Genomic DNA, 19,078 nt, shown 5'->3' with positions numbered 1-19,078 from the left:
GCCGCGCGGGGCAGTTCGGTGACGCTCAAAAGATCGCGGTAGCCGTGATCGACGTGAGCGATGACGGTCCCGCCGTCCACCGCTTACGCCGAGTTGAGACGCACCTAATCTAGGAACCGGTTGCTATCGGGGTCAACGCTTCTTTCGCGTGAGCTGCGCTACTCGAAACTTTCGCTGGTGTCCGGGCCGCCGCGGCACGGACATGCGAAGCCCAGGGCTCGATCGCAGGGCAGAGCCCCGCACGTCACCGGGGTACGGGCCCGGGCCAGATCGCCGAGGCGTCGTCGCGGTTGGGGTCGGGCAGCCGGATCGGGCGGACGGGGACGGTGCGTTCGCGTCCTTCGGTGACGGCCGTCCACGGGGTGGGGTGCCCGGTGTAGCACAGGGTGGTCAGGGCGAAGACTCCGTCGGCGTAGACCTCGACGTACTCGCCGATGGTGAGGATGCGCAGCGAGGCCGCGGGTTCGCTCAGGATGGTCTCGCCGAGCCGGGTGCCGTCGGGGCCGGTGATCCAGAGGTTCTTGCCGTCGCAGCCCACGGCGAGAGCGGCTCGGCCATCGTCCGCGGCGTCGGTGCGCAGGGTGATCTCGACGGGCCCGGTGATGCCGATGTCGCCGACCGCGTGCAGGGTGGGCCGGTCGGTCTCCTCGCCGAGCCAGGCGTTCAGGCCGGGCCACCATTCCAGACGAGGCGCTGAATCGCCTTGCACTACAAGGGACTTGGGCTGGGCGAGCATGCCGCGGCAGTGCTCCCCGGCATCGCTGAGGCCGACCTGGCGCGGTGTGGTGTGCAGGACGACGCGGGAGCCGTCCGGCGCGGCGATGACGCGAGGGGCGTACGAGCCGGTCGGGCCGAGCGGGCCGCGGCGGGTCCAGGGTCCCCGCAGGGCCGGGGCGGTCCACGCCTCGAAGCCCCGGGTGGAGCCGATGGAGCCGAGCAGCAGCCAGCTGCCGTCGTCGAGGCGTTCCAGGACCGGGCACTCCAACTCGTTGACGTCGCCGGGTGAGACGAGCGGCGGGTGGACGGTCCAGTGCTCCAGGTCGTCGGAGGTGGCCAGGGCCACGCAGCCGCTGACCTCCACCGGGAGGGAGGCGTCGCTCGCGCAGACGGCCATGACCCAGCCGTCGCCCTCGTCGTCGCGTACGACGAAGGGGTCGCGCCAGCCCATCTGCTCGCCGGTGCGGTACCAGCGCGGGTCCGCCTCGACGACCGGTCCGGTTCCGTGGCGCCGCCAACCGGTGCCGTCAGTGCGGTCGGAGTATGCGAGACCGACCGCCTGGAGCGGCCAGCCGGCCGAAGTCAGCCCGCTCACCCCGGTGTAGAACATCGCCATTCCGTCGCCGTACCGGAACGGATGCATCGTCCACACCGCCTGCGCGTCGAAGCGGCCGGGCAGCCCGTTGCCGAAGGCGGGTCCCTGCGGCTGCCAGTGGACCAGGTCGGTGGAAGTCGCCCGGCCGTACGAGGTCTCCATCCGCAGGTGATCGAATTCGGCCGTCCAGGGCCCCTGAAGGTGCAACACCGAGTAGGTGCCGTCCTCGTCCCGGAGCAGGGCGAAGTCGTTCACGCAGAGGCCTGGTGGGGCGTATCGCATGCGCAGTTCCTGTCGGCTCACAGCGCCCAAACGCGTGCGCTGACCATCAAGTTAAAAGGGACTCAGTTTGGAATCGGCCCAAGTAAATCTGAACGCAAACGCTTGCGCAACAAGGAGGCCGGGTTTACGGTCTCGTCACCCCCACATCACACCGACGTGAAATCAACGGGAGGAACTGCGCCGTGACGGCCAGCATCAACGACGTCGCCCGCGCCGCCGGCGTCTCAGCGTCCACCGTGTCCCGCGCCCTGCGCGGCCGGCCGGGCGTCTCCGACGAGGTGCGGGACAAGATCACGGCCGTCGCCGCCCAGCTCGGCTACACCGCGTCCCGCTCCGCCGCCAGCCTGGCCAGCGGTCGTACGTACACCATCGGTGTCCTGGTTCCGTACGTGGGCCGCTGGTTCTTCGGCACCGTGCTGGACGCCGCCGAGCGCGTGTTCAGCGCCGCCGGGTACGACGTGCTGCTGTACAACCTGGGCTCGCCGGAGATACGCAAGCGTTTCTTCACCAGGCTGCCGGTGCGCAAGCGGGTGGACGCGGTGCTCTCGCTGCTCATCCCGGACGAGGAGGAGTCGGCCGCACTGCGCTCGCTGGGGGTGCCGCTGGCCACCACGGTCGGCGGCGCCCGGCCCGGCTTCACCGTCGTCGGCATCGACGACCGGGCCGGCACCGAGAGCGCCGTACGGCATCTGGTGAACCTCGGTCACCGCCGCATCGGCATGATCAGCGGAGCCAGCGGGCCGCTGCACTGGACCACCCCCATCGAGCGGCGCAACGCCTACCTGGACGTCCTGGCCGACGCCGGAATCGAGCACGATCCGGCGTTGGAGGCGGACGGCGACTACACCGTCGAGGGCGGTGAGCGGGCCATGACCGAACTGCTGGCCGCCTCCCGCCCGCCGACCGCCGTGTACGCGCAGTCCGACGAGATGGCGATGGGCGCCCTGCGCGCCCTGCGCCGCCATCGGCTCAGGGTCCCGGAGGACGTGTCGGTCGTCGGCTTCGACGACCACGAACTCGCCGACGTGGTCGGCCTGACCACCGTCGCCCAGCCGGTCGCCGACCAGGGCGCCGAGGCGGCCAGGCTGCTGCTGCGTCAGCTGGATGAACCCGGCGCCGAACCACCCACGGAGCAGGTGCAGATGCCCATCCGTCTCGTCCTGCGCGAGACGACCGCCCCTCCCCGACCGCGCGGACCGCAGTAACCCGCCCCTCGAGCCCCACTCCCCACGCCCAGACAGCACGTCAGCACGGCAAACCCTCGCCACAGCACGGAAGGCACAGCCCATGAGTTCGACCAGCAGAAAAGTCCGCCGCACAGCCAGTACGGGCCTGGCTCTCGTCCTGCCCCTGGCGGCGCTGGCCGCCTGTGGCGGGGGTGGCAGCACCGACACCTCCGCGGAGGCGGGCAGCGGCAAGGGCACCATCAGCGTCTGGGCCCACCAGGGTCAGAAGAGCGAGGACACCGCGATACAGAACGCGGTGAAGTCCTTCAACTCCTCGCAGAAGGACATCAAGGTCGACCTGAAGCTGATCCCCGGCAACGACTACACCAAGACCATCACGACGACGGACGCCTCGGAGCTGCCGGACGTGATGGAGTTCGACGGCCCGACGATGGCGAACTTCGTCTTCAACCAGAAGCTCGCCCCGATCGACGACTACGTCTCCGCCAAGACCCTCAGCAACGCCACCGACGCCATCAAGGCGCAGGGCGAGATCGACGGCAAGCACTACGGTCTGGGCCAGTATGACTCGGGCCTGGGCATCTACGGCAACAAGAAGCTGCTGGACGCGGCCGGCGTGAAGTACCCGACGAGCGTGGACGACGCCTGGACGGCGGACGAGTTCACCGCCGCGCTCAAGGCCCTGAAGGCCAAGGACTCCGACGGCAAGGTCCTCGACATCCAGGAGAACAACGGGCTCACCACCGAGTGGGGCACCTACGGCTTCTCCCCCATCGTCTGGTCGGCCGGCGGTTCCCTCCTCAAGGACGGCAAGGCGGAAGGCGTACTCGACTCGCCGGAAACCGTGTCGGCACTGAAGACCTTCCAGTCCTGGAAGTCCGACGTCGACCCCAACACCGACGGCAACGCCTTCGCCAAGAGCCGCGTCCCGCTCAGCTGGGTCGGCCACTGGATGTACCCCGCGTACAGCGAGGCCCTCGGTGACGACCTCGTCGTCCTGCCGCTGCCCGACTTCGGCAACGGCCCCAAGACCGGGCAGGGCTCCTGGGCCTGGGGCATCGGCGCCGACTCCAAGAACGCCAAGGCCGCCGGCACGTTCCTGGACACTCTCCTGAACGACGAGAACGTCGCCGCGATGACGACGGCCAACGGCGCCCCGCCCGCCACCAAGTCCGCGCTCGCCGCGAGCGACCTCTACAAGCAGGGCGGCCCGCTCCAGCTGTTCTCCGACCAGCTCGCCAAGCCCTGCGGCGACACCGACATCGCCAAGTCCTGCGTCGCCGTGACCCGCCCGCTGACCGCCGGATACCCCACGGTCACCGCGAAGTTCGCCGAGGCCCTCAACTCGGTCTACAGCGGCGCCGACCCGAAGGACGCCCTGTCCAAGGCCGCCAAGGCCATCGACCAGGACTTCTCCGACAACGCCGGCTACGAGATCCCGTAGGACCCATCGGCCGGGGCGGGCCGCGCACACCGCGCCCGCCCCGCCAGGAACAGGACCCACCGTGAAATCCGTCGAACCCGCGCACGCCGCGCCCCATGCCCGGGAGCAGGCCCCACCCGTGACCTCCGTCGAACCCGCGCGACCGGCGCGTTCTGTGCGCAAGAACCGCGACTGGTTGCACGGACTGCTCATGTCCACACCCGCCGTCGTCGGACTCATCGCCTTCGTCGGTATCCCGTTCGGCTACGCCGTCGTCCTCTCCTTCTACAACGTCCGCCTCGGCTCCCCGCTGGAACCGACCTGGTTCGGGATCGAGCACTACCGGCGGCTGTTCACCGACCCCGACCAGTCCGGCCCGTTCCTGCGAGCCCTGCTCAACAACCTGACCTTCGCCGCGGTCGTCGTACCCGTGCAGACCGGTCTGGCGCTTGGCCTGGCGATCCTCCTCAACCGCAAGCTCAAGGCGATCGGTCTGTTCCGGTCCCTGTTCTTCATGCCGGTCGTCTTCCCGATGGCGCTGGTCGCCGTGATCTGGCGGCTCATCCTCGCCCGCAGCGATCAGGGCATGCTCAACTGCCCGCACCGTGATGTACCAGGCCGTCACCACCGCCTTCGACCAGAACAACATCGGCCAGGCGTCCGCGATCACCGTCGTCTTCTTCCTGATCGTCGTCCTCCTGTCCCTCATCCAGCGCCGCGTCGTCCGGCCCGACAACGAGGACTGAGCATCCATGAGCATGAACCCGGGCCTCACCCGCACGCCCCTGCGCCGCTTCCTCGACTACGCAGTCCTGTCCGTCCTGGCGTTCGTCTTCGCGCTGCCCGCCATCTACCTGCTGATCGGCAGCCTCAAGCCGTCCGGCGAAGTCCTGAACGGTCTGTCGGGCTTCCTGCCCACCAACCTGTCGTTCGACAACTACACGGCCGTCCTCGACAGCCTCAACTCCGAGAGCACCGGCTACTTCTGGCGCTTCATGGGCATCTCGCTGCTGGTGGCGTTCGTGGTGGTGACGGGCGGTCTCTTCGTCAACTCGATGGCTGCGTACGGGCTTTCACGGTTGAAGTGGCGCGGTCAGAACGCCGTCTTCACCCTCATCCTGCTGCTGATGCTGATCCCGTTCGAGTCGGTGGCGGTCCCGCTCTTCTACATGTTCAACGACCAGCGCAACACGCTGCCCATCCTGGCGCTCCCGTTCATCGCCAACGCCTTCTCGGTCTACCAGTTCCACACGTTCTTCCGCACGATCCCGCCGAGCATCGAGGAAGCCGCCCGCATCGACGGCGCGGGCCCCTGGCGCACTTTCTTCGCCATCATCGTCCCGATGTCGAAGCCGGCTTTCGCCTCCGTAGCGATCCTGACGTTCCTGATCCAGTGGGGCTCGTTCCTCTGGCCGGTCCTGATGGTCTCCGATCCGGAGGTGCGCCCACTGCCGCTGGAGATGAGCGTCTTCCAGGCCCAACTGCCCCCGGACTGGGGCCAGATCCTCGCCTTCGGTGTGCTCCTGGTCCTGCCCGTGCTGGTCGTCTTCGTGTTCTTCCAGCGGTGGTTCGTCCAGGGCGTCGCCAGCTCGGCCGTCAAGGGCTGAGTCAGTCCTTCGACCGGTCCCATACGCAGCGGAAGCCCAAGTTGCCCACCGAACTGTCCGGGGTGTTGCTGGTGCGCGCGGCGACGCGGTAGCGGTTGCAGTAGGAGTCGTGGCACAGGTAGGAGCCGCCGCGCATCACGCGGGCCGTGCCCTGCTCCGGTCCCGTGGGGTCGGTGTGGGGCCCGGTGCCGTGGTCGGTGGACCACCAGTCGGCGCACCACTCCCAGACGTTGCCGGAGGTGTTGAACAGGCCGAACCCGTTGGGCGGGAAGGCGTCGACGGGAGCGGTGCCGAGGTAGCCGTCCTCTGCGGTGTTGCGGAACGGGAAGCGGCCCTGCCAGATGTTGCAGCGGTGCTCGCCGCCGGGCGTGAGCTCGTCTCCCCAGGGGAAGCGCTTCTGGTCGAGGCCGCCGCGGGCCGCGTACTCCCATTCGGCCTCGGTGGGCAGCCGGGAGCCCTCCCACCGGCAGAAGGCGAGCGCGTCGCCCCAGGAGACATGGACGACCGGATGGTCCCCGCGGTCGTCGAGGTCGCTGCCGGGTCCTTCCGGCGCCGCCCAGTACGCGCCCTCCACCCCGCACCACCACGGCGTGCCCTCCGGCCGCGGTGACACCTTGCGCAACTCCCCCGGCACGAACTTGGCGAAGACGTACGACCAGCCGAACCGTTCGGCGTCGGTGCGGTAGCCGGTCGCGTCCACGAACGCGGCGAAGCGTTCGTTGGTGACGCAGCGGGTGTCGATCTCGAACGGCCCGACGGTGACCTCGCGGACCGGGCCCTCACCGTCACCGGGGTTGGCGTCCGCGTCCTCGCCGCCCATACGGAAGGTGCCGCCGGGCAGCGCCACCTTGGTGCCGGAAAGCGCCGTGCCGCTGCCGGGAACGGGCGGCGGCTCGGACGCGGCAGGCGCCGCTTCCGAGGACCGGCCGGGTGCACAGCAATGCGAATTCACGCGGCCCAGTACAGCACGCCCCCGGTTCGCCGAGGCGAGCGAGTCAGCCCGGCGGCAGCGGCTGCTGCGCCCAGATCGTCTTGCCGTTGACGGTCTGCCGGCTGCCCCAGCGCTGGGTGAGCTGGGCGACGAGCAGCAGACCGCGACCACCCTCGTCGTAGACCTGCGCCCGGCGCAGATGCGGTGAGGTGGAGCTGCCGTCGGAGACCTCGCAGATCAGCGCGCGGTCACGGATCAGCCGCAGCCGGATGGGCGGTTCGCCGTACCGGATCGCGTTGGTGACCAGTTCGCTGACGACCAGTTCGGTGACGAAGGCGGTCTCGTCCAGGCCCCAGGCGGTGAGCTGCTCGGTGGCGTACCGCCGGGTGGCGGCCACGATCTCGGTGTCCGGCGGGATGTCCCAGGTGGCCACCTGGTCGGCGCCCAGGGCACGGGTGCGGGCCAGCAGCAGGGCCACGTCGTCGACGGGCTGCGGCGGGAGTACGGACTTCAGCACCGCGTCGCACAGGGCGTCCAGCGAATCGGCGGGCACGGTCAGCGCACGGCACAGGTCGGCGATGCCGCGGTCGAGGTCGCGATCACGCCCCTCGATCAGCCCGTCCGTGTAGAGGGCGATCAACGAGCCCTCGGGCAGCTCCAGTTCGGTCGCCTCGAAGGGCAGGCCGCCCACGCCGAGCGGCGGCCCGGCGGACATCTCGACTAGCTGTGTGGTGCCGTCGGGCAGGAGGACGGCCGGTGGCGGATGCCCGGCACCGGCCACGGTCAGCCGGCGGGAGACGGGGTCGTAGACCGTGTACAGACAGGTCGCCCCCAGTTCCGCGACGTCGTCGGTGGTGCTCTCGTCCGTCGCCAGGTGCGTCACCAAGTCGTCGAGGTGGGTGAGGAGTTCGTCCGGCGGCAGATCCACGTCGGCGAGGGTCCGTACGGCCGTACGCAGGCGCCCCATGGTCGCGGACGACTGGATGCCGTGCCCGACCACGTCACCGACGACCAGGGCGACCCGGCTGCCGGACAGCGGGATCACATCGAACCAGTCGCCGCCGATACCGGCCGCCGCCCCGCTCGGCAGGTAGCGGTGGGCCACCTCCACGGCCGCCTGCCCGGGCAGCCCCCGTGGCAGCAGGCTGTGCTGGAGGGCCAGCGCGGTCGACCGCTCAAGGGCGAACCGGCGAGCGTTGTCCACACAGACGGCGGCCCGGCTCGCCAGCTCCTCGGACAGAACGACATCGTCACCGGCGTACGCGTCCGGATTGGCGGCCCGCACGAAGACCGCGACGCCCAGTGTCGTGCCACGGGCCCGCAACGGCACCGCGAGCAGCGAGTGGACCCGCACGCCGTACTCACGGTCCTTGGCGTCACGCACCTCATGGCCGCTCAGCCACCGGTCGAAGTCCGCCTCCCCGGCCCCGCTGAGCACCGTCTGTCCGTCCAGCAGCGCTCGCGCGGGCGGGGAGAACGACGGATAGGTGTCCGCCTCGCCCAGCTCGACGGCCGCCTCCGGCGTGCCCGTGGTGACGGACCGGTGTGCGACCCGACGCAGCACCACATCGGTGCGCTGTGGGGCCGGCAGTTCATCCGCTCCGAGGACCCAGTCGAGCAGGTCCACGCTGGCGAAGTCGGCGAAGCGCGGCACCACGAGCTCCACCAGTTCCTCGGCGGTGCGCACCACGTCCAGGGTGGTGCCGATGGAGGCGGCGGCCTCGTTCAGCAGGGCCAGCCGCTGCCGGGCCCAGTGCTGCTCGCTGCTGTCGAACGCCGCCAGGGCGGTCCCGACCAGCTCGCCCGAGGGGTCCCGTACCGGCCACATCTCGAGGTTCCAGGCGTGGTACCGGGTGCCGGAGGGTGAGCGGGTGAAGCTCTCGTAGTGGACGGGTTCGCCGGTGTCGGCGACCTGGCGCAGATGCTGCAGAAAGCCCCGGCTGTGCTCGGCGTCCTCCACTGTGTCCGGGAAGTACCGGCCGACCAGGGTGTCCTCCGGGACACCCATCACCTGGCAGGCCACATCGTTGAGCCGCAGGTAGTGCTGCCGGGTGTCGAAGACCGACATCGACATGGACGCCTGCTCGAAGGCCTGCGCCGCCAGACTGGGCCCTTCCCCGTCGGACCGCTCGGCGGTGACCGCGAATCCGGCCGCTTCACCGTCCGCGCCCAGCAGTGGGCTCGCCCTCAGGGCCAGCGCGAGGTGGGATCCGTCCCGGTGCCGCAGCACGACGGTGCCTGTCAGCGCGGTGACGATCCCGGACGGCACGTCCTCGGCGAGCAGCTCCCCCGCCGCCCGGCCCACGGCCTCTCCGGACGCGTATCCCGTCAGCCTCCGGGCACCCTCGCTCCACCCCGTCACCGTGCCCTGTGCATCAAGGATCGCCGAAGCGGCGACATGCTCCATACGCCCCAGAATGAGGGCATCATGGCTTCCCATCAACCCGGCTGTCGTCGGCATCTCCACCGACTGTCGCCGGCACTCAACTGGCTGTCATTGACAGGGGCGCGACAGCGGCCGCAGAATCGCGGCATGACCAGGCACTGCTTCGTCGCGTCGGGGCCTCTGCGCGTCCCGGACCGGACCGGCTGCGAGCGCTCCGGCCGATAGCTGTGCTGCCGCCGGAGGCGCTGCCCGGCCCTTCTCCCGCTCCATTGAGCCACCGCCGTTCCCCGCCGAATCCCTCCCGCGCACGGCGCGACCACACCTCTCAGCCGGCCGTTCCCGCCGCCGGTTCACCCCTGCCTGCTCACACGAGGAGTGCCTTCATGACGGTCATCGACACCAAGCCCTCCACCCTGCGCGAGGCGCAGACGCCACCGGACGGAATGTACGAAGGGCCGCGTACGCTGCGGCGCCTCCCCGAGGGGTGGCAGGAGCGCCCGTACGAACGCTTCGAGCTCGTGCCCCTGGGGCGGACGATCGGGGCCGAGGTGCGGGGAGTCGATCTCTCACGACCGGTGGAGCCCGCCCTGCGCGAGGAGTTGAACCGTGCCCTGCTGGAGTGGAAGGTGCTCTTCTTCCGCGGTGCGCACCTCACCTCCGTACAGCAGCGCGACTTCGCCAGGAACTGGGGCGAGTTGGAGACCAACCCCCTGCTCGCCACCGGCTCCACCGAGGACGTGGTGCGCTTCGACAAGGGCAGCGGCTCCACGCCGACCTTCGAGAACATCTGGCACGCCGATGTCACCTTCCGGGAGCGTCCCGCGCTCGGCGCCGTGCTCCAGCTCCGGGAGGTGCCGCCGGTCGGCGGGGACACCATGTGGGCGGACATGGGCGCCGCGTACGACAATCTGCCGCAGGAGGTGAAGGACCGCATCGACGGTGCCACCGCCGTGCACGACTTCATCCCCGGTTTCGCCCGCTTCTACGTGCCCGAGCGGCTCGCCCCGTTCCAGGACGCCTTCCCGCCCGTGGAGCACCCGGTCGTCCGCACCCACCCGGAGACCGGGCGCCGGCTGCTCTTCGTCAACGCCTCCTTCACGACCCGGATCACCGGGATGGAGCGCGGCGAGAGCGACCGGCTGCTGAGCTACCTGTGCCGACAGGCGCATGTGCCGGAGTACCAGGTGCGTTTCCACTGGCAGCCCGGCGATGTCGCGTTCTGGGACAACCGGGCGACCCAGCACTACGCCGTCAACGACTACGCTCCGCACCGCCGCGTGGCGGAACGCGTCGCCATCGAGGGCGACCGGCCGTACTGATCCGCTCGCCGGCCGTACCGATCCGGTCGCCCGTACGGCAGCAGCCGGGTCAGGCCTTGCCTGCCGCCGGGCCTGTCTTCTCTCCGGCGCCGAGTTCCGGGGAGTAGGAGAGGAAGTCGTCGACCATGCGGTGGAAGAGCGCGGCGAGCTGCTGGAGTTCCTGGGGTGACCAGTCGGACAGGGCCATCTGCATACCGCGGGCGCTCATCTCGCGGATGCGGTCGACGGCTTCCTGGCCGGCCGGGGTGATCTGGATGCGCTGGGCGCGGCGGTCGTCGGGGTCGGGTACGCGGGTGACGTAGCCGCCCTTCTCCAGCTGCTGCACCTGCCGGGTCACGTGGGAGGCCTCCACGGCCAGCCGGTTCGCCAGCTCGCCGGGGCGCATCGGCTCGGAGTCGCCGATCTGCCGCAGGAGTGCCACGGCGGCACGATCCAGCGGCACTCCGGCCAGCGCCATGAGCCGGTCGTGCTGACGCGTTCGGCCCATGAGATAGGCGACACGCGTGAGCGCCCGCTCGATCTCGATCACTTCCGTGGAGGCGGGGGTGGTTGCCGCAGATGGTGTGGACATACCCATCACTTTACCATCTTATTGCGTAACTCAAGTAAGTTCCGCCGCGCGTTTGCCTGGACGCCGGTACTCCATCCGGACCGAACGATTCGCGATGGCCTGCCGCCACGGCCGGATCGCCTTCGGCGTCATACCCACGGCGAGAGCACCCACCAGCCCGTCCCCCACCGCCAGGCCGCTGCCCGCGAGCCACTCGGTGTTCGGCAGGGAGCCGATGGCGACCAACACCTCGTCCGCCTCGACGAGTTCGCCGTCCCCGAATCAGGGCGGCCGTTCGGGACCCGTCCCGCGGCACCCTCAATAGACTCGGCCGCCCGGTCTCCGGACGAGCCGCGAAAGGGATGGAACCATGACGAGGCTGACCACGGCAGGACGTACGGGACGGCTGGCGGGCGGTGCTCTGCTGGCGATGCTCGCCATGCTGACCGTGGCCGGCTGCGGCGGTTCCGGCGAGGACTCCGGGGATTCCGCCGCGGGCGCGGGCGCGGCGGACACCGAGGCCCCGGACTCCAGTACCGACAACACCCCGAAGAGCCCGTCCCCCGCCACCTCCAGCCCGTCCCCGACAGTGACGGCGGCGGACGGAACCGACCCCGGTGCCTGCACCGACGGCAACTGCGAGATCGCGGTGTCCAAGCCGGTGACGATCAACTTCAAGATCCCGGACGGTCCCGCCGAGCTGTCCGTGACCAAGGTCGGCAAGAACGAGGTCGACTACAAGGTGACCCAGGGCACCAGCACCAACGGCAGCTCGGCCGGCGGCACGGCGAGCGGCGAGGGCAGCGGCTGCACCACCTTCTTCTACAGCAACGGCAGCGGCACCCAGTGCGGAGCGGCCGGTAAGCCGCCCGCCAAGGAGGCCGGCACGGTCGCGCTGCAGCTGGTGCCGGGTCCCGACGGCACCGCGATCCTCCGCCTCGTCTCGGGCTGATCCGTTCGCCGCCGCGGCAGCCCACTTAGTAATGGGATCCATTTTCATGTAGCGTCGGGGTCGCCCGCCCACCAAGGAGGACCCCATGGCCGTTCCCAAGCGGAAGATGTCCCGCAGCAACACCCGTCACCGTCGCGCCCAGTGGAAGGCCAGCACTCCGCAGCTCGTGCCGGTCACGATCGACGGGACCGTCCACCAGGTGCCGCAGCGGCTGGTGAAGGCGTACGAGCGCGGTCTGCTGCACCCCGAGGGCTGAGCGGCATGGCGGACGACCGGCTGCCCGTGACCGTGCTGTCCGGGTTTCTCGGCGCGGGCAAGACCACCCTGCTCAACCATGTCCTCGGCAACCGTGAGGGACTGCGCGTCGCGGTCATCGTGAACGACATGAGCGAGATCAACATCGACGCCGCCCTCGTGCGCGGCGGCGAGGCCGCCCTCTCGCGCACCGAGGAACGCCTGGTCGAGATGACCAACGGCTGCATCTGCTGCACGCTGCGCGACGATCTGCTGGAGGAGGTCGACCGGCTGGCCCGCGAGGGCCGCTTCGACTATCTCCTCATCGAGTCCAGCGGCATCTCCGAGCCGATGCCGGTCGCCGCCACCTTCGCCTTCGCCCGCGACGACGGGGCCGTACTCGGTGATCTGGCCCGGCTCGACACCATGGTCACGGTCGTCGACGCCGCGAACTTCCTGCCGGAGCTGACGGACGGCGACGAGCTCGCCGAGCGGGGCCTCGACCAGTACGAGGACGACGAGCGCACCGTCAGTGATCTGCTGATGGACCAGATCGAGTTTGCCGACGTCATCGTGCTGAACAAGCTCGACCTGGTCGACGACGAGAACGCGGCCCGCCTGCGGGCGACCCTCACCCGCCTCAACCCGGTGGCGAGGATCGTTCCCGTCGCCCATGGCCGGGTGAACGTCGGCGAGGTGCTCGGCACCGGTCTTTTCGACCTCGATCGTGCCCAGCAGGCGCCGGGCTGGGTCATGGAACTGAACGGCGACCACGTCCCGGAGACCGAGGAGTACGGCATCTCCTCCACGGTCTTCCGCTCCCAAGTACCCTTCCATCCGGGGCGGTTGTGGACGTTCGTCACCGAGAAGCTCGACAGCGGGGCCTTCGGGCAGGTCCTGCGGTCCAAGGGCTTCTTCTGGCTGGCGAGCCGCCCGCAGGTGACGGGGCTGTGGTCGCAGGCCGGTTCCGTCGCCCGCTTCGAGCCCTCCGGCGCCCGTGGCGCGGAGGGCCCCTCCGGCCAGGAGCTGGTGTTCATCGGCACCGGGCTGCGCGCCGAGGCACTGCGGGCGGCGCTGGCCGACTGCCTGATGAGGGACGGCGAGAGCAGGCCGCTCAGCGATCCGTTCCCCGTCTGGGACACGTACGGCATCGACGATGCCTGCGAGCACGAGCATTCCGAACTCGTGCCAGGAGGCTGAAGACTCCGGGTCGGGCGGTGGCCGGCCACGGCGCTGCCGATCGCTTCTCCGCGTGCAACCTTCTTGCAACGGGGCAGTTGGTTGGCTGAGTCACCGTCCAGCACCGGCAAGCGCCGAGGAGTGATGCACGGTGACCTCATCCGCCCCGCGCGTGGAGCTGACGTCCGCCGCTTCCGAGCTGCTGCGCCGTCTTCGTGCCGTTCACGGACCGCTGATGTTCCATCAGTCCGGTGGCTGTTGCGACGGTAGTGCGCCCATGTGTTATCCGGAGGGCGAGTTCCGGACCGGTGACTCCGATGTGCTGCTGGCCTCGCTCACCGTCGAGGGCATGGACGAGCCGGTGTCGTTCTGGATGTCGAAGAGCCAGTTCGAGGTGTGGAGTCATACCCGGCTGATCATCGACGTGGTGGAGGGGCGGGGCAGCGGCTTCTCGCTGGAGGCACCCGAAGGGGTGCGTTTCCTGATCCGTTCGCGTCTTGTCGGCACATAGCATCGTCACGGCTACCACCATGCGGCAGATCGTGAGACCCCGCTGGGGGCTCAGGGGTTCAGGCCGCTGATCATCTCCGCTGTCGCCGAGATGCCGTCGTGGATGGTCGGCGCCAGGTCTGTGCTCGCGAGATAGAAGCCGAGCAGGATGCATACCAAGGCATGCGGGATCTTCAGCGCCTTGTTGCGGATGAAGATCACCACCAGCACCACGAGCAGCAGCACCACAGAGATGGAAATGGCCATCGTCAACCTCCTCCGCCACGCCCACATCGCGGCTTTCGGCCGTAAGTGTGGCGTAGCGGAGGGTTCGTCCGGGCGGCTGACGTGTCCGCCGAACGTGTGTTGACTGCTTGTGCAAGCGCTGGGTCAGGTCCTGTCGTTGGCGTCCAGGAACTTCTCGAGCCCCGCGAGATCATCAGTGTTGAGGTAGTCGACGTCGGCGGCGAGGAGTTCGCCCCAGAGCGCGTCACGGGCCGGGCCCGCCAGGTCGGGCGTGGCCCAGAAGCGGACCTTCTGGCGACGCGAGTGAGCCGCCGAGATGATGCCCCGCAGCTTCTGGCGCTCGGCTTCGGGGAACGGGCCGATGCCCTGCCAGGTGAAGTTGAGCGTCCAGTTGTCGCTGATCAGCGGGATGAAGGAGGCGGGCGCCGGGCTGCCGAGGTCGGCGAGTCGGCCGTCGTAGAAGGCGCGCCGCACGGTCTGGGCCTCCATCGGCGTACGGGCCGCCCGGTCGCCGGAGATCACGGCGGTGACCGGGCCGGGGAAGACACGCCCGTGCGCATACGTCGTGAACAGGTGCTTGTAGCGGCGCAGATGGCGGTCGAGTTCGAGGTACGTCGAGGAGCCCTCGGTCTTGAGGTCGATGAGCAGTTGGATCGGCTTGCGGTAACCCCGGTACACCGAACCGTGGTTGGCCTTCACACGGCGGGCGAGCGGGTCGAGGTAGAGGGATTCGAGGGTGCGGGCCGGGTCGAGGTCGACCGCGTCGTGGGCCACCAGGAGCTGGTCGCCGACGAGGAAGATGTCGGCCTCGAGGCTGCCGAATCGGTGGTCCAGGGCGTCGAAGAGGGGCTTGGGGTGCAGGTAGTCGTTGTGCGCGTGGGCGCGCCACAGCGGGCGCGGGCCGTGCTTCCGTTCGCTCGCCTGGGCGTACGCGGGCACGGCGACGGTGCCCGCCAGGGCGGTGGCGAAGGTGGTGAGCGCTCTGCGACGGGTGGTGAGGGCCATGCTCTGCCTCCCTGAGGGTGTGCCATATGTGGAACCTCAGCGAGTATGGGGTCCCAGTGGGACCAAAGAGCAGTGGCGTGCGGGGAGTTGGCCGGACTGCCGCTGTTCGTTCACTTCGGCGAAGCATCGGACGCGGCAACGCCCATCCCCACAAACGGAAAGGCCCGCCTCCATAGGCGCTTCCCAGGGGTCGGCGCAGGCCACCATCACTGGCGGTACGGCCCCCTGGGGCGGGGTCTGGAACGCCTCGCGTCTCCGGCCCGGACCGGGCAGTTGTCCGGTCCGGGCCGGAGACGCGAGCAGGAGCGGCTTACTTCAGCGCTCCTGCCATGACACCGCTGACGAACTGCCGCTGGAAGGCGAAGAAGACCACCAGCGGGATGATCATGGAGAGGAAGGCACCGGAGGACAGGACGTCGATATTGGTGCCGAACTGGCGGGTCTGCTGTTGCAGGGCCACGGTGAGTGGGGCCGAATCCGCGTCGGCGAAGATGAGCGCGACGAGCATGTCGTTCCAGACCCACAGGAACTGGAAGATGCCGAGCGAGGCTATCGCCGGCCCGCCGAGCGGAACCACCACCCGGACGAAGAGCCACAACTCGCCCGCCCCGTCGAGACGGGCGGCCTCCAGCAGTTCGCGCGGGATGCCCGCGAAGAAGTTCCGGAGCAGGAAGATCGCGAACGGCAGGCCGAAAGCGACATGGAAGAGGACGACGCCGACGATGCTGCCGAAGATCCCGAGATCCCCGAACAGGCTGGTGATGGGCACCAGCGCAACCTGCAGGGGCACCACGAGCAGGCCGACGATGAGCAGAAACACCCAGTCCCGGCCTGGGAATTCGACCCAGGCGAAGACGTACCCGGCGAGTGAGCCGACAACCACCACCAGCAGGGTGGCGGGGACAGTGATCAGCAGACTGTTCAGGAACGAATGCGTGATCGTCGGGTCGTCCAGCAGGCTGGTGTAGTTGTGCAGGGTCAGTTGCGCGGGCTTGGTGAGCACGGTCCACCAGCCGGACGACCCGATGTCCAGTGGCCCGCGCAGCGAGGAGAGCAGCAGGCCGACGGTGGGCAGCAGCCAGAACATGGCCACCACCAGCAGGACCAGACGTGTGGATCCGCCGACGAGCCGACGCGCCGCGCGGGCTGCAGCGCCCGGACCCGGGCGGCCGGAGGCAGTGGGGACGGTGGCGTCGGTCTGGCCGGCCTGGGCGGTCTGAAGGGTTGTCATCGTGACCTCTCCTTTCGGAACCGCTTGATGTTGAGGAACATGGCCGGCGCCACCAGGGCGAGCAGGAGCACGGCGAGCGCGCTGCCGGTGCCCTGGTCGTTGCCGCCGCCGAAGGAGGACAGATAGAGCTGCAGGGCCAGTACGTTGGCGTCCTGCTGGCTGGCGCCGGGCGCGATGACGTACACCAGGTCGAAGATCTTCAGCACATTGATCACCAGCGTGACCAGGACGACGCCCAGCACCGGCGCCAGGAGCGGCACCGTGATACGGCGGAAGACCTGCCACTCCCTCGCGCCGTCGACACGTGCGGCCTCCAGCAACTCCCGGGGAATCCCGGCCAGCCCGGCGGCGATGAGGACCATCGCGAAGCCCGTCCACATCCAGACGTAGGCACCGATGATCGACCAGGTGACCAGGGTCGGGCCGAGCCAGTTGACACCCGCGTACTGCTCGGTGAAGTTCGTGGCGGGCAGGCGCAGTTGAACCGGTGAGGCGCCGAGCCGGTTCGTGGGCAGGGCGAAGGTGCCGTCCTCGGCGGCGGTCGCCGTGGCGATGACGTCCCCGTCACGCACAGCCTCGACCCGGACGCCGGACAGTGCCTTCTCCCCCTGGTCGATCTTCCCGGGGGTGCTGCCGCCCGGCTGGAAGTCCAGCCAGACCGTGCCGCACAACGCGCCCTGTGGGCAGGAACTCGGCGAAGCGGCCTGCGTCGCGTCGGTCAGCGTGCTGGGCTGCACACCGACCAGTGGCAGTGTGGCCGGACCGCCATCGGCGCTGACGGGCCCGCTGGTGTAGGGGCCGCCGACCGGCCCGGTCAGGGTGCCGCTGCCGGGGCCCGCCACCCGGGGGTGGGCCCCGGGATACGCCGATGCCTTGAAGAAGGTGTCGTGGACGCCGGTCACCACCGCGTTGGCCACGCCCTTGCCGGGGTCCTGGTCGTAGACCAGCCGGAAGATGATGCCGGCGGCCAGCATGGAGATGGCCATCGGCATGAAGACGACCAGTTTGAATGCCGTGCCCCAGCGGATCCGATCGGTGAGCACGGCGAAGATCAGGCCCAGCCCGGTGGCCGCGACGGGTGCGACCACGACCCAGATCGCATTGTTCTTGATGGCGATGAGGGTCTGGTGGTCGGTGAAGACGTCGGTGTAGTTGGAGAGCCCGACGAAGTGCGTGAATCCGTCGGGGCCGAAGAGACTGCGTATCACCGACCACACGATCGGATACACCACGAGTGCGCCGAGCAGGACCAGCGCGGGCAGCAGGAAGAAGACCGCGATCCAGCTACGGCCTCGGAGCGTCCTCCTCCTGCGGCGGGCGGGTGCCCCCGCCGCCGCGGGGGCGGCGGGGGACGGAGGGGAAAGGGTCTGTGACATGGCGGCTGCCTCAGCCAGCCTTGGCGAACGCCTTCGCGGCGTCCGCTTCGAGCTGTTTCTGCGCGCCCGCTACGTCGGATGGCTTGGCGAGGAAGTCCTGCAGGTCCTTCCACTCCCCCTGCCCCTTGGTTCCGCCGAACGCGGCCGGCGCCTGATCGGACATGTCGAACCGGATGTTGTCGCCGGCCTTGATCAGGTTCTTCGCGATGCCCCGTACGGTGTCGTCGCGGTAGTTGGAGAAGGCGACCGCCTTGTTCGGAGACAGGAAACCGCCCTGCTGTACGGCGATTTCCGCCGCCTCCGGGGAAACCAGGAAGCGCATCAGTGCCTGCGCGCCTTCGCCGTCCTTGAGCGCGACCGCGACGTCGCCGCTGCTCACCACTGGCGCCTTGCCGCCGTCCACGGACGGGAAGGGGAAGACCTTGGCGTCGGTGCCGACCTTGGCCGTGGTCTCCTGGGTGATGTTGGTCGCGATGAACTCGCCCTCGTAGACCAGCGCGGCCTTGGGCGGGTCGGAGAAGACCTGGCCGACCGAGGTGGGGAAGTCGGTCTGCAGCGTGCCGCGCGTGCCTCCGGCCATCAGATCGGGCCTGCCGAAGATCTGGCCCAGCGTGGTCAGCGCCTTGGTCACCGATGGATCTGTCCACTTGATCTGATGCTTCGTCAACTTGTCGTACATGGCCGGGCCGGCCTGGCTGAGGTAGATGTTCTCGAACCAGTCGGTCACGAGCCAGCCCTCGGCGCCGCCTATGGAGAACGGCGGGGTGCCGGAGTCGGAGAGTGTCTGACCGTCCTTGAGCAGTTGCTCCCAGGTGGTGGGGGTGGTGCTCAGTCCAGCCTGCTCCCAGATCGCCGTGTTGTACCAGAACAAGGACTTGTTGGTGACCTTGAAGAACACGCCGTACTGCTTGTTCTCGTACGTACTCAGGTCGCGCCAGGCCTTGCTGTAGTTCTGGTCCAGCTCCTTGGTCACGGCGGGCTGGAGCGGCTTGAGCCAGCCCTCCTTGGCGAACTGCTGCAGCACGCCGGGCTGGGGCAGCAGGGCCACGTCCGGCGGAGAGCCGCCCTGGATCTTGCTGCCGACGAAGGTCGACACGTTGTCGCCGGTGGGCACGAAGGTGGTGCTTGCCCCCGTCAACTCGTCGAAGCGGGCCAGTACCTTGAGGAAGTTCTTCTGCTCGGCGCCTGTCCAGACGCCGGCCACCTGCAGCTTCTGCCCGTCGAGCTTGGGCAGGTCCAACGTGGAGGCGCCGCCCGCACCGGTGGTCGCGGGGGCGCTGGAGGCGTCCTTGTCCGAGGAACCGCACCCGGCGGCCCCGATCATCAGGACGGCGACGGCCGTCAGTACTGCCGCTCTGCCATTCATTGG

The 19,078-nt window shown here is 69.3% G+C and carries 18 protein-coding genes; 9 read left to right on the top strand and 9 right to left on the bottom strand.

From position 1 onward, the window contains the following. Nucleotides 1-244 precede the first annotated feature (244 nt). Nucleotides 245-1,594, bottom strand: a complete 1,350-nt coding sequence (locus OP79_RS31540; protein ID WP_033325047.1) for a glycoside hydrolase family protein — start codon at nucleotides 1,592-1,594, stop codon at nucleotides 245-247. 182 nt (nucleotides 1,595-1,776) lie between these two features. On the opposite strand from OP79_RS31540, the gene OP79_RS31535 reads away from it, so the two are divergent. The 4 genes from OP79_RS31535 to OP79_RS31520 all read left to right on the top strand — a co-directional run bounded on the left by OP79_RS31535 (nucleotide 1,777) and on the right by OP79_RS31520 (nucleotide 5,811). Further along, on the top strand, nucleotides 1,777-2,799 hold the full coding sequence (locus tag OP79_RS31535) for a LacI family DNA-binding transcriptional regulator (protein WP_033325046.1): 1,023 nt from the start codon (nucleotides 1,777-1,779) through the stop codon (nucleotides 2,797-2,799). Between the two features lie 82 nt (nucleotides 2,800-2,881). Further along, nucleotides 2,882-4,225, top strand: a complete 1,344-nt coding sequence (locus OP79_RS31530) for an ABC transporter substrate-binding protein (RefSeq protein WP_033325045.1) — start codon at nucleotides 2,882-2,884, stop codon at nucleotides 4,223-4,225. Between the two features lie 584 nt (nucleotides 4,226-4,809). Further along, nucleotides 4,810-4,950, top strand: coding sequence for a hypothetical protein (locus OP79_RS57280; protein ID WP_245685513.1), 141 nt, complete (start codon nucleotides 4,810-4,812; stop codon nucleotides 4,948-4,950). Nucleotides 4,951-4,956: 6 nt separating this feature from the next. Then, nucleotides 4,957-5,811, top strand: a complete 855-nt coding sequence (locus OP79_RS31520) for a carbohydrate ABC transporter permease (protein ID WP_033325044.1) — start codon at nucleotides 4,957-4,959, stop codon at nucleotides 5,809-5,811. Between the two features lies 1 nt (nucleotide 5,812). On the opposite strand, the gene OP79_RS31515 is transcribed toward OP79_RS31520, so the two are convergent. Then, on the bottom strand, nucleotides 5,813-6,763 hold the full coding sequence (locus tag OP79_RS31515; RefSeq protein ID WP_078492127.1) for a formylglycine-generating enzyme family protein: 951 nt from the start codon (nucleotides 6,761-6,763) through the stop codon (nucleotides 5,813-5,815). A gap of 43 nt (nucleotides 6,764-6,806) precedes the next feature. Then, nucleotides 6,807-9,149, bottom strand: coding sequence for a SpoIIE family protein phosphatase (locus OP79_RS31510; protein ID WP_033325043.1), 2,343 nt, complete (start codon nucleotides 9,147-9,149; stop codon nucleotides 6,807-6,809). A gap of 362 nt (nucleotides 9,150-9,511) precedes the next feature. Between OP79_RS31510 and OP79_RS31505 the strand changes: the two genes are divergently transcribed. Next, nucleotides 9,512-10,447: a TauD/TfdA dioxygenase family protein gene (locus tag OP79_RS31505; RefSeq protein WP_211270897.1), complete on the top strand. Its 936-nt coding sequence runs from the start codon at nucleotides 9,512-9,514 to the stop codon at nucleotides 10,445-10,447. Between the two features lie 49 nt (nucleotides 10,448-10,496). Here OP79_RS31505 and OP79_RS31500 read toward each other — a convergent pair whose 3' ends face one another. Further along, nucleotides 10,497-11,018 carry a MarR family winged helix-turn-helix transcriptional regulator gene (locus tag OP79_RS31500; RefSeq protein WP_078492131.1) on the bottom strand — a complete coding sequence of 174 codons (522 nt, stop codon included), beginning with the start codon at nucleotides 11,016-11,018 and terminating at the stop codon, nucleotides 10,497-10,499. Between the two features lie 349 nt (nucleotides 11,019-11,367). Between OP79_RS31500 and OP79_RS31490 the strand changes: the two genes are divergently transcribed. From OP79_RS31490 to OP79_RS31475, 4 genes are all read left to right on the top strand, one after another. Beyond that, on the top strand, nucleotides 11,368-11,949 hold the full coding sequence (locus tag OP79_RS31490) for a hypothetical protein (protein ID WP_033325040.1): 582 nt from the start codon (nucleotides 11,368-11,370) through the stop codon (nucleotides 11,947-11,949). A gap of 85 nt (nucleotides 11,950-12,034) precedes the next feature. Continuing rightward, nucleotides 12,035-12,205, top strand: a complete 171-nt coding sequence (gene rpmF / locus OP79_RS31485) for a 50S ribosomal protein L32 (RefSeq protein WP_033325039.1) — start codon at nucleotides 12,035-12,037, stop codon at nucleotides 12,203-12,205. A 5-nt stretch (nucleotides 12,206-12,210) separates the two neighbouring features. Beyond that, the gene (locus tag OP79_RS31480; RefSeq protein ID WP_033325038.1) at nucleotides 12,211-13,383 is read left to right on the top strand and encodes a GTP-binding protein; all 1,173 of its coding nucleotides are present in this window, start codon (nucleotides 12,211-12,213) and stop codon (nucleotides 13,381-13,383) included. A 130-nt stretch (nucleotides 13,384-13,513) separates the two neighbouring features. After that, nucleotides 13,514-13,873 carry a DUF779 domain-containing protein gene (locus tag OP79_RS31475; RefSeq protein WP_033325037.1) on the top strand — a complete coding sequence of 120 codons (360 nt, stop codon included), beginning with the start codon at nucleotides 13,514-13,516 and terminating at the stop codon, nucleotides 13,871-13,873. 50 nt (nucleotides 13,874-13,923) lie between these two features. On the opposite strand, the gene OP79_RS31470 is transcribed toward OP79_RS31475, so the two are convergent. The 5 genes from OP79_RS31470 to OP79_RS31450 all read right to left on the bottom strand — a co-directional run bounded on the left by OP79_RS31470 (nucleotide 13,924) and on the right by OP79_RS31450 (nucleotide 19,075). Further along, nucleotides 13,924-14,118 carry a hypothetical protein gene (locus OP79_RS31470; RefSeq protein ID WP_033325036.1) on the bottom strand — a complete coding sequence of 65 codons (195 nt, stop codon included), beginning with the start codon at nucleotides 14,116-14,118 and terminating at the stop codon, nucleotides 13,924-13,926. A gap of 123 nt (nucleotides 14,119-14,241) precedes the next feature. After that, nucleotides 14,242-15,102: a phosphatidylinositol-specific phospholipase C/glycerophosphodiester phosphodiesterase family protein gene (locus OP79_RS31465; RefSeq protein ID WP_033325035.1), complete on the bottom strand. Its 861-nt coding sequence runs from the start codon at nucleotides 15,100-15,102 to the stop codon at nucleotides 14,242-14,244. A gap of 310 nt (nucleotides 15,103-15,412) precedes the next feature. After that, the gene (locus OP79_RS31460; RefSeq protein WP_033325034.1) at nucleotides 15,413-16,333 is read right to left on the bottom strand and encodes a carbohydrate ABC transporter permease; all 921 of its coding nucleotides are present in this window, start codon (nucleotides 16,331-16,333) and stop codon (nucleotides 15,413-15,415) included. Then, nucleotides 16,330-17,709, bottom strand: a complete 1,380-nt coding sequence (locus tag OP79_RS31455; RefSeq protein ID WP_033325033.1) for a carbohydrate ABC transporter permease — start codon at nucleotides 17,707-17,709, stop codon at nucleotides 16,330-16,332. Before OP79_RS31455 ends, OP79_RS31460 begins: the two co-directional genes overlap by 4 nt. A gap of 10 nt (nucleotides 17,710-17,719) precedes the next feature. Further along, nucleotides 17,720-19,075: an ABC transporter substrate-binding protein gene (locus OP79_RS31450; protein WP_033325032.1), complete on the bottom strand. Its 1,356-nt coding sequence runs from the start codon at nucleotides 19,073-19,075 to the stop codon at nucleotides 17,720-17,722. Between the last annotated feature and the right edge of the window lie 3 nt (nucleotides 19,076-19,078).

Source organism: Streptomyces yerevanensis (assembly GCF_000716805.1).
Classification (GTDB): domain Bacteria; phylum Actinomycetota; class Actinomycetes; order Streptomycetales; family Streptomycetaceae; genus Streptomyces; species Streptomyces flaveus.
This window is presented reverse-complemented; position numbering and strand designations above follow the sequence as displayed.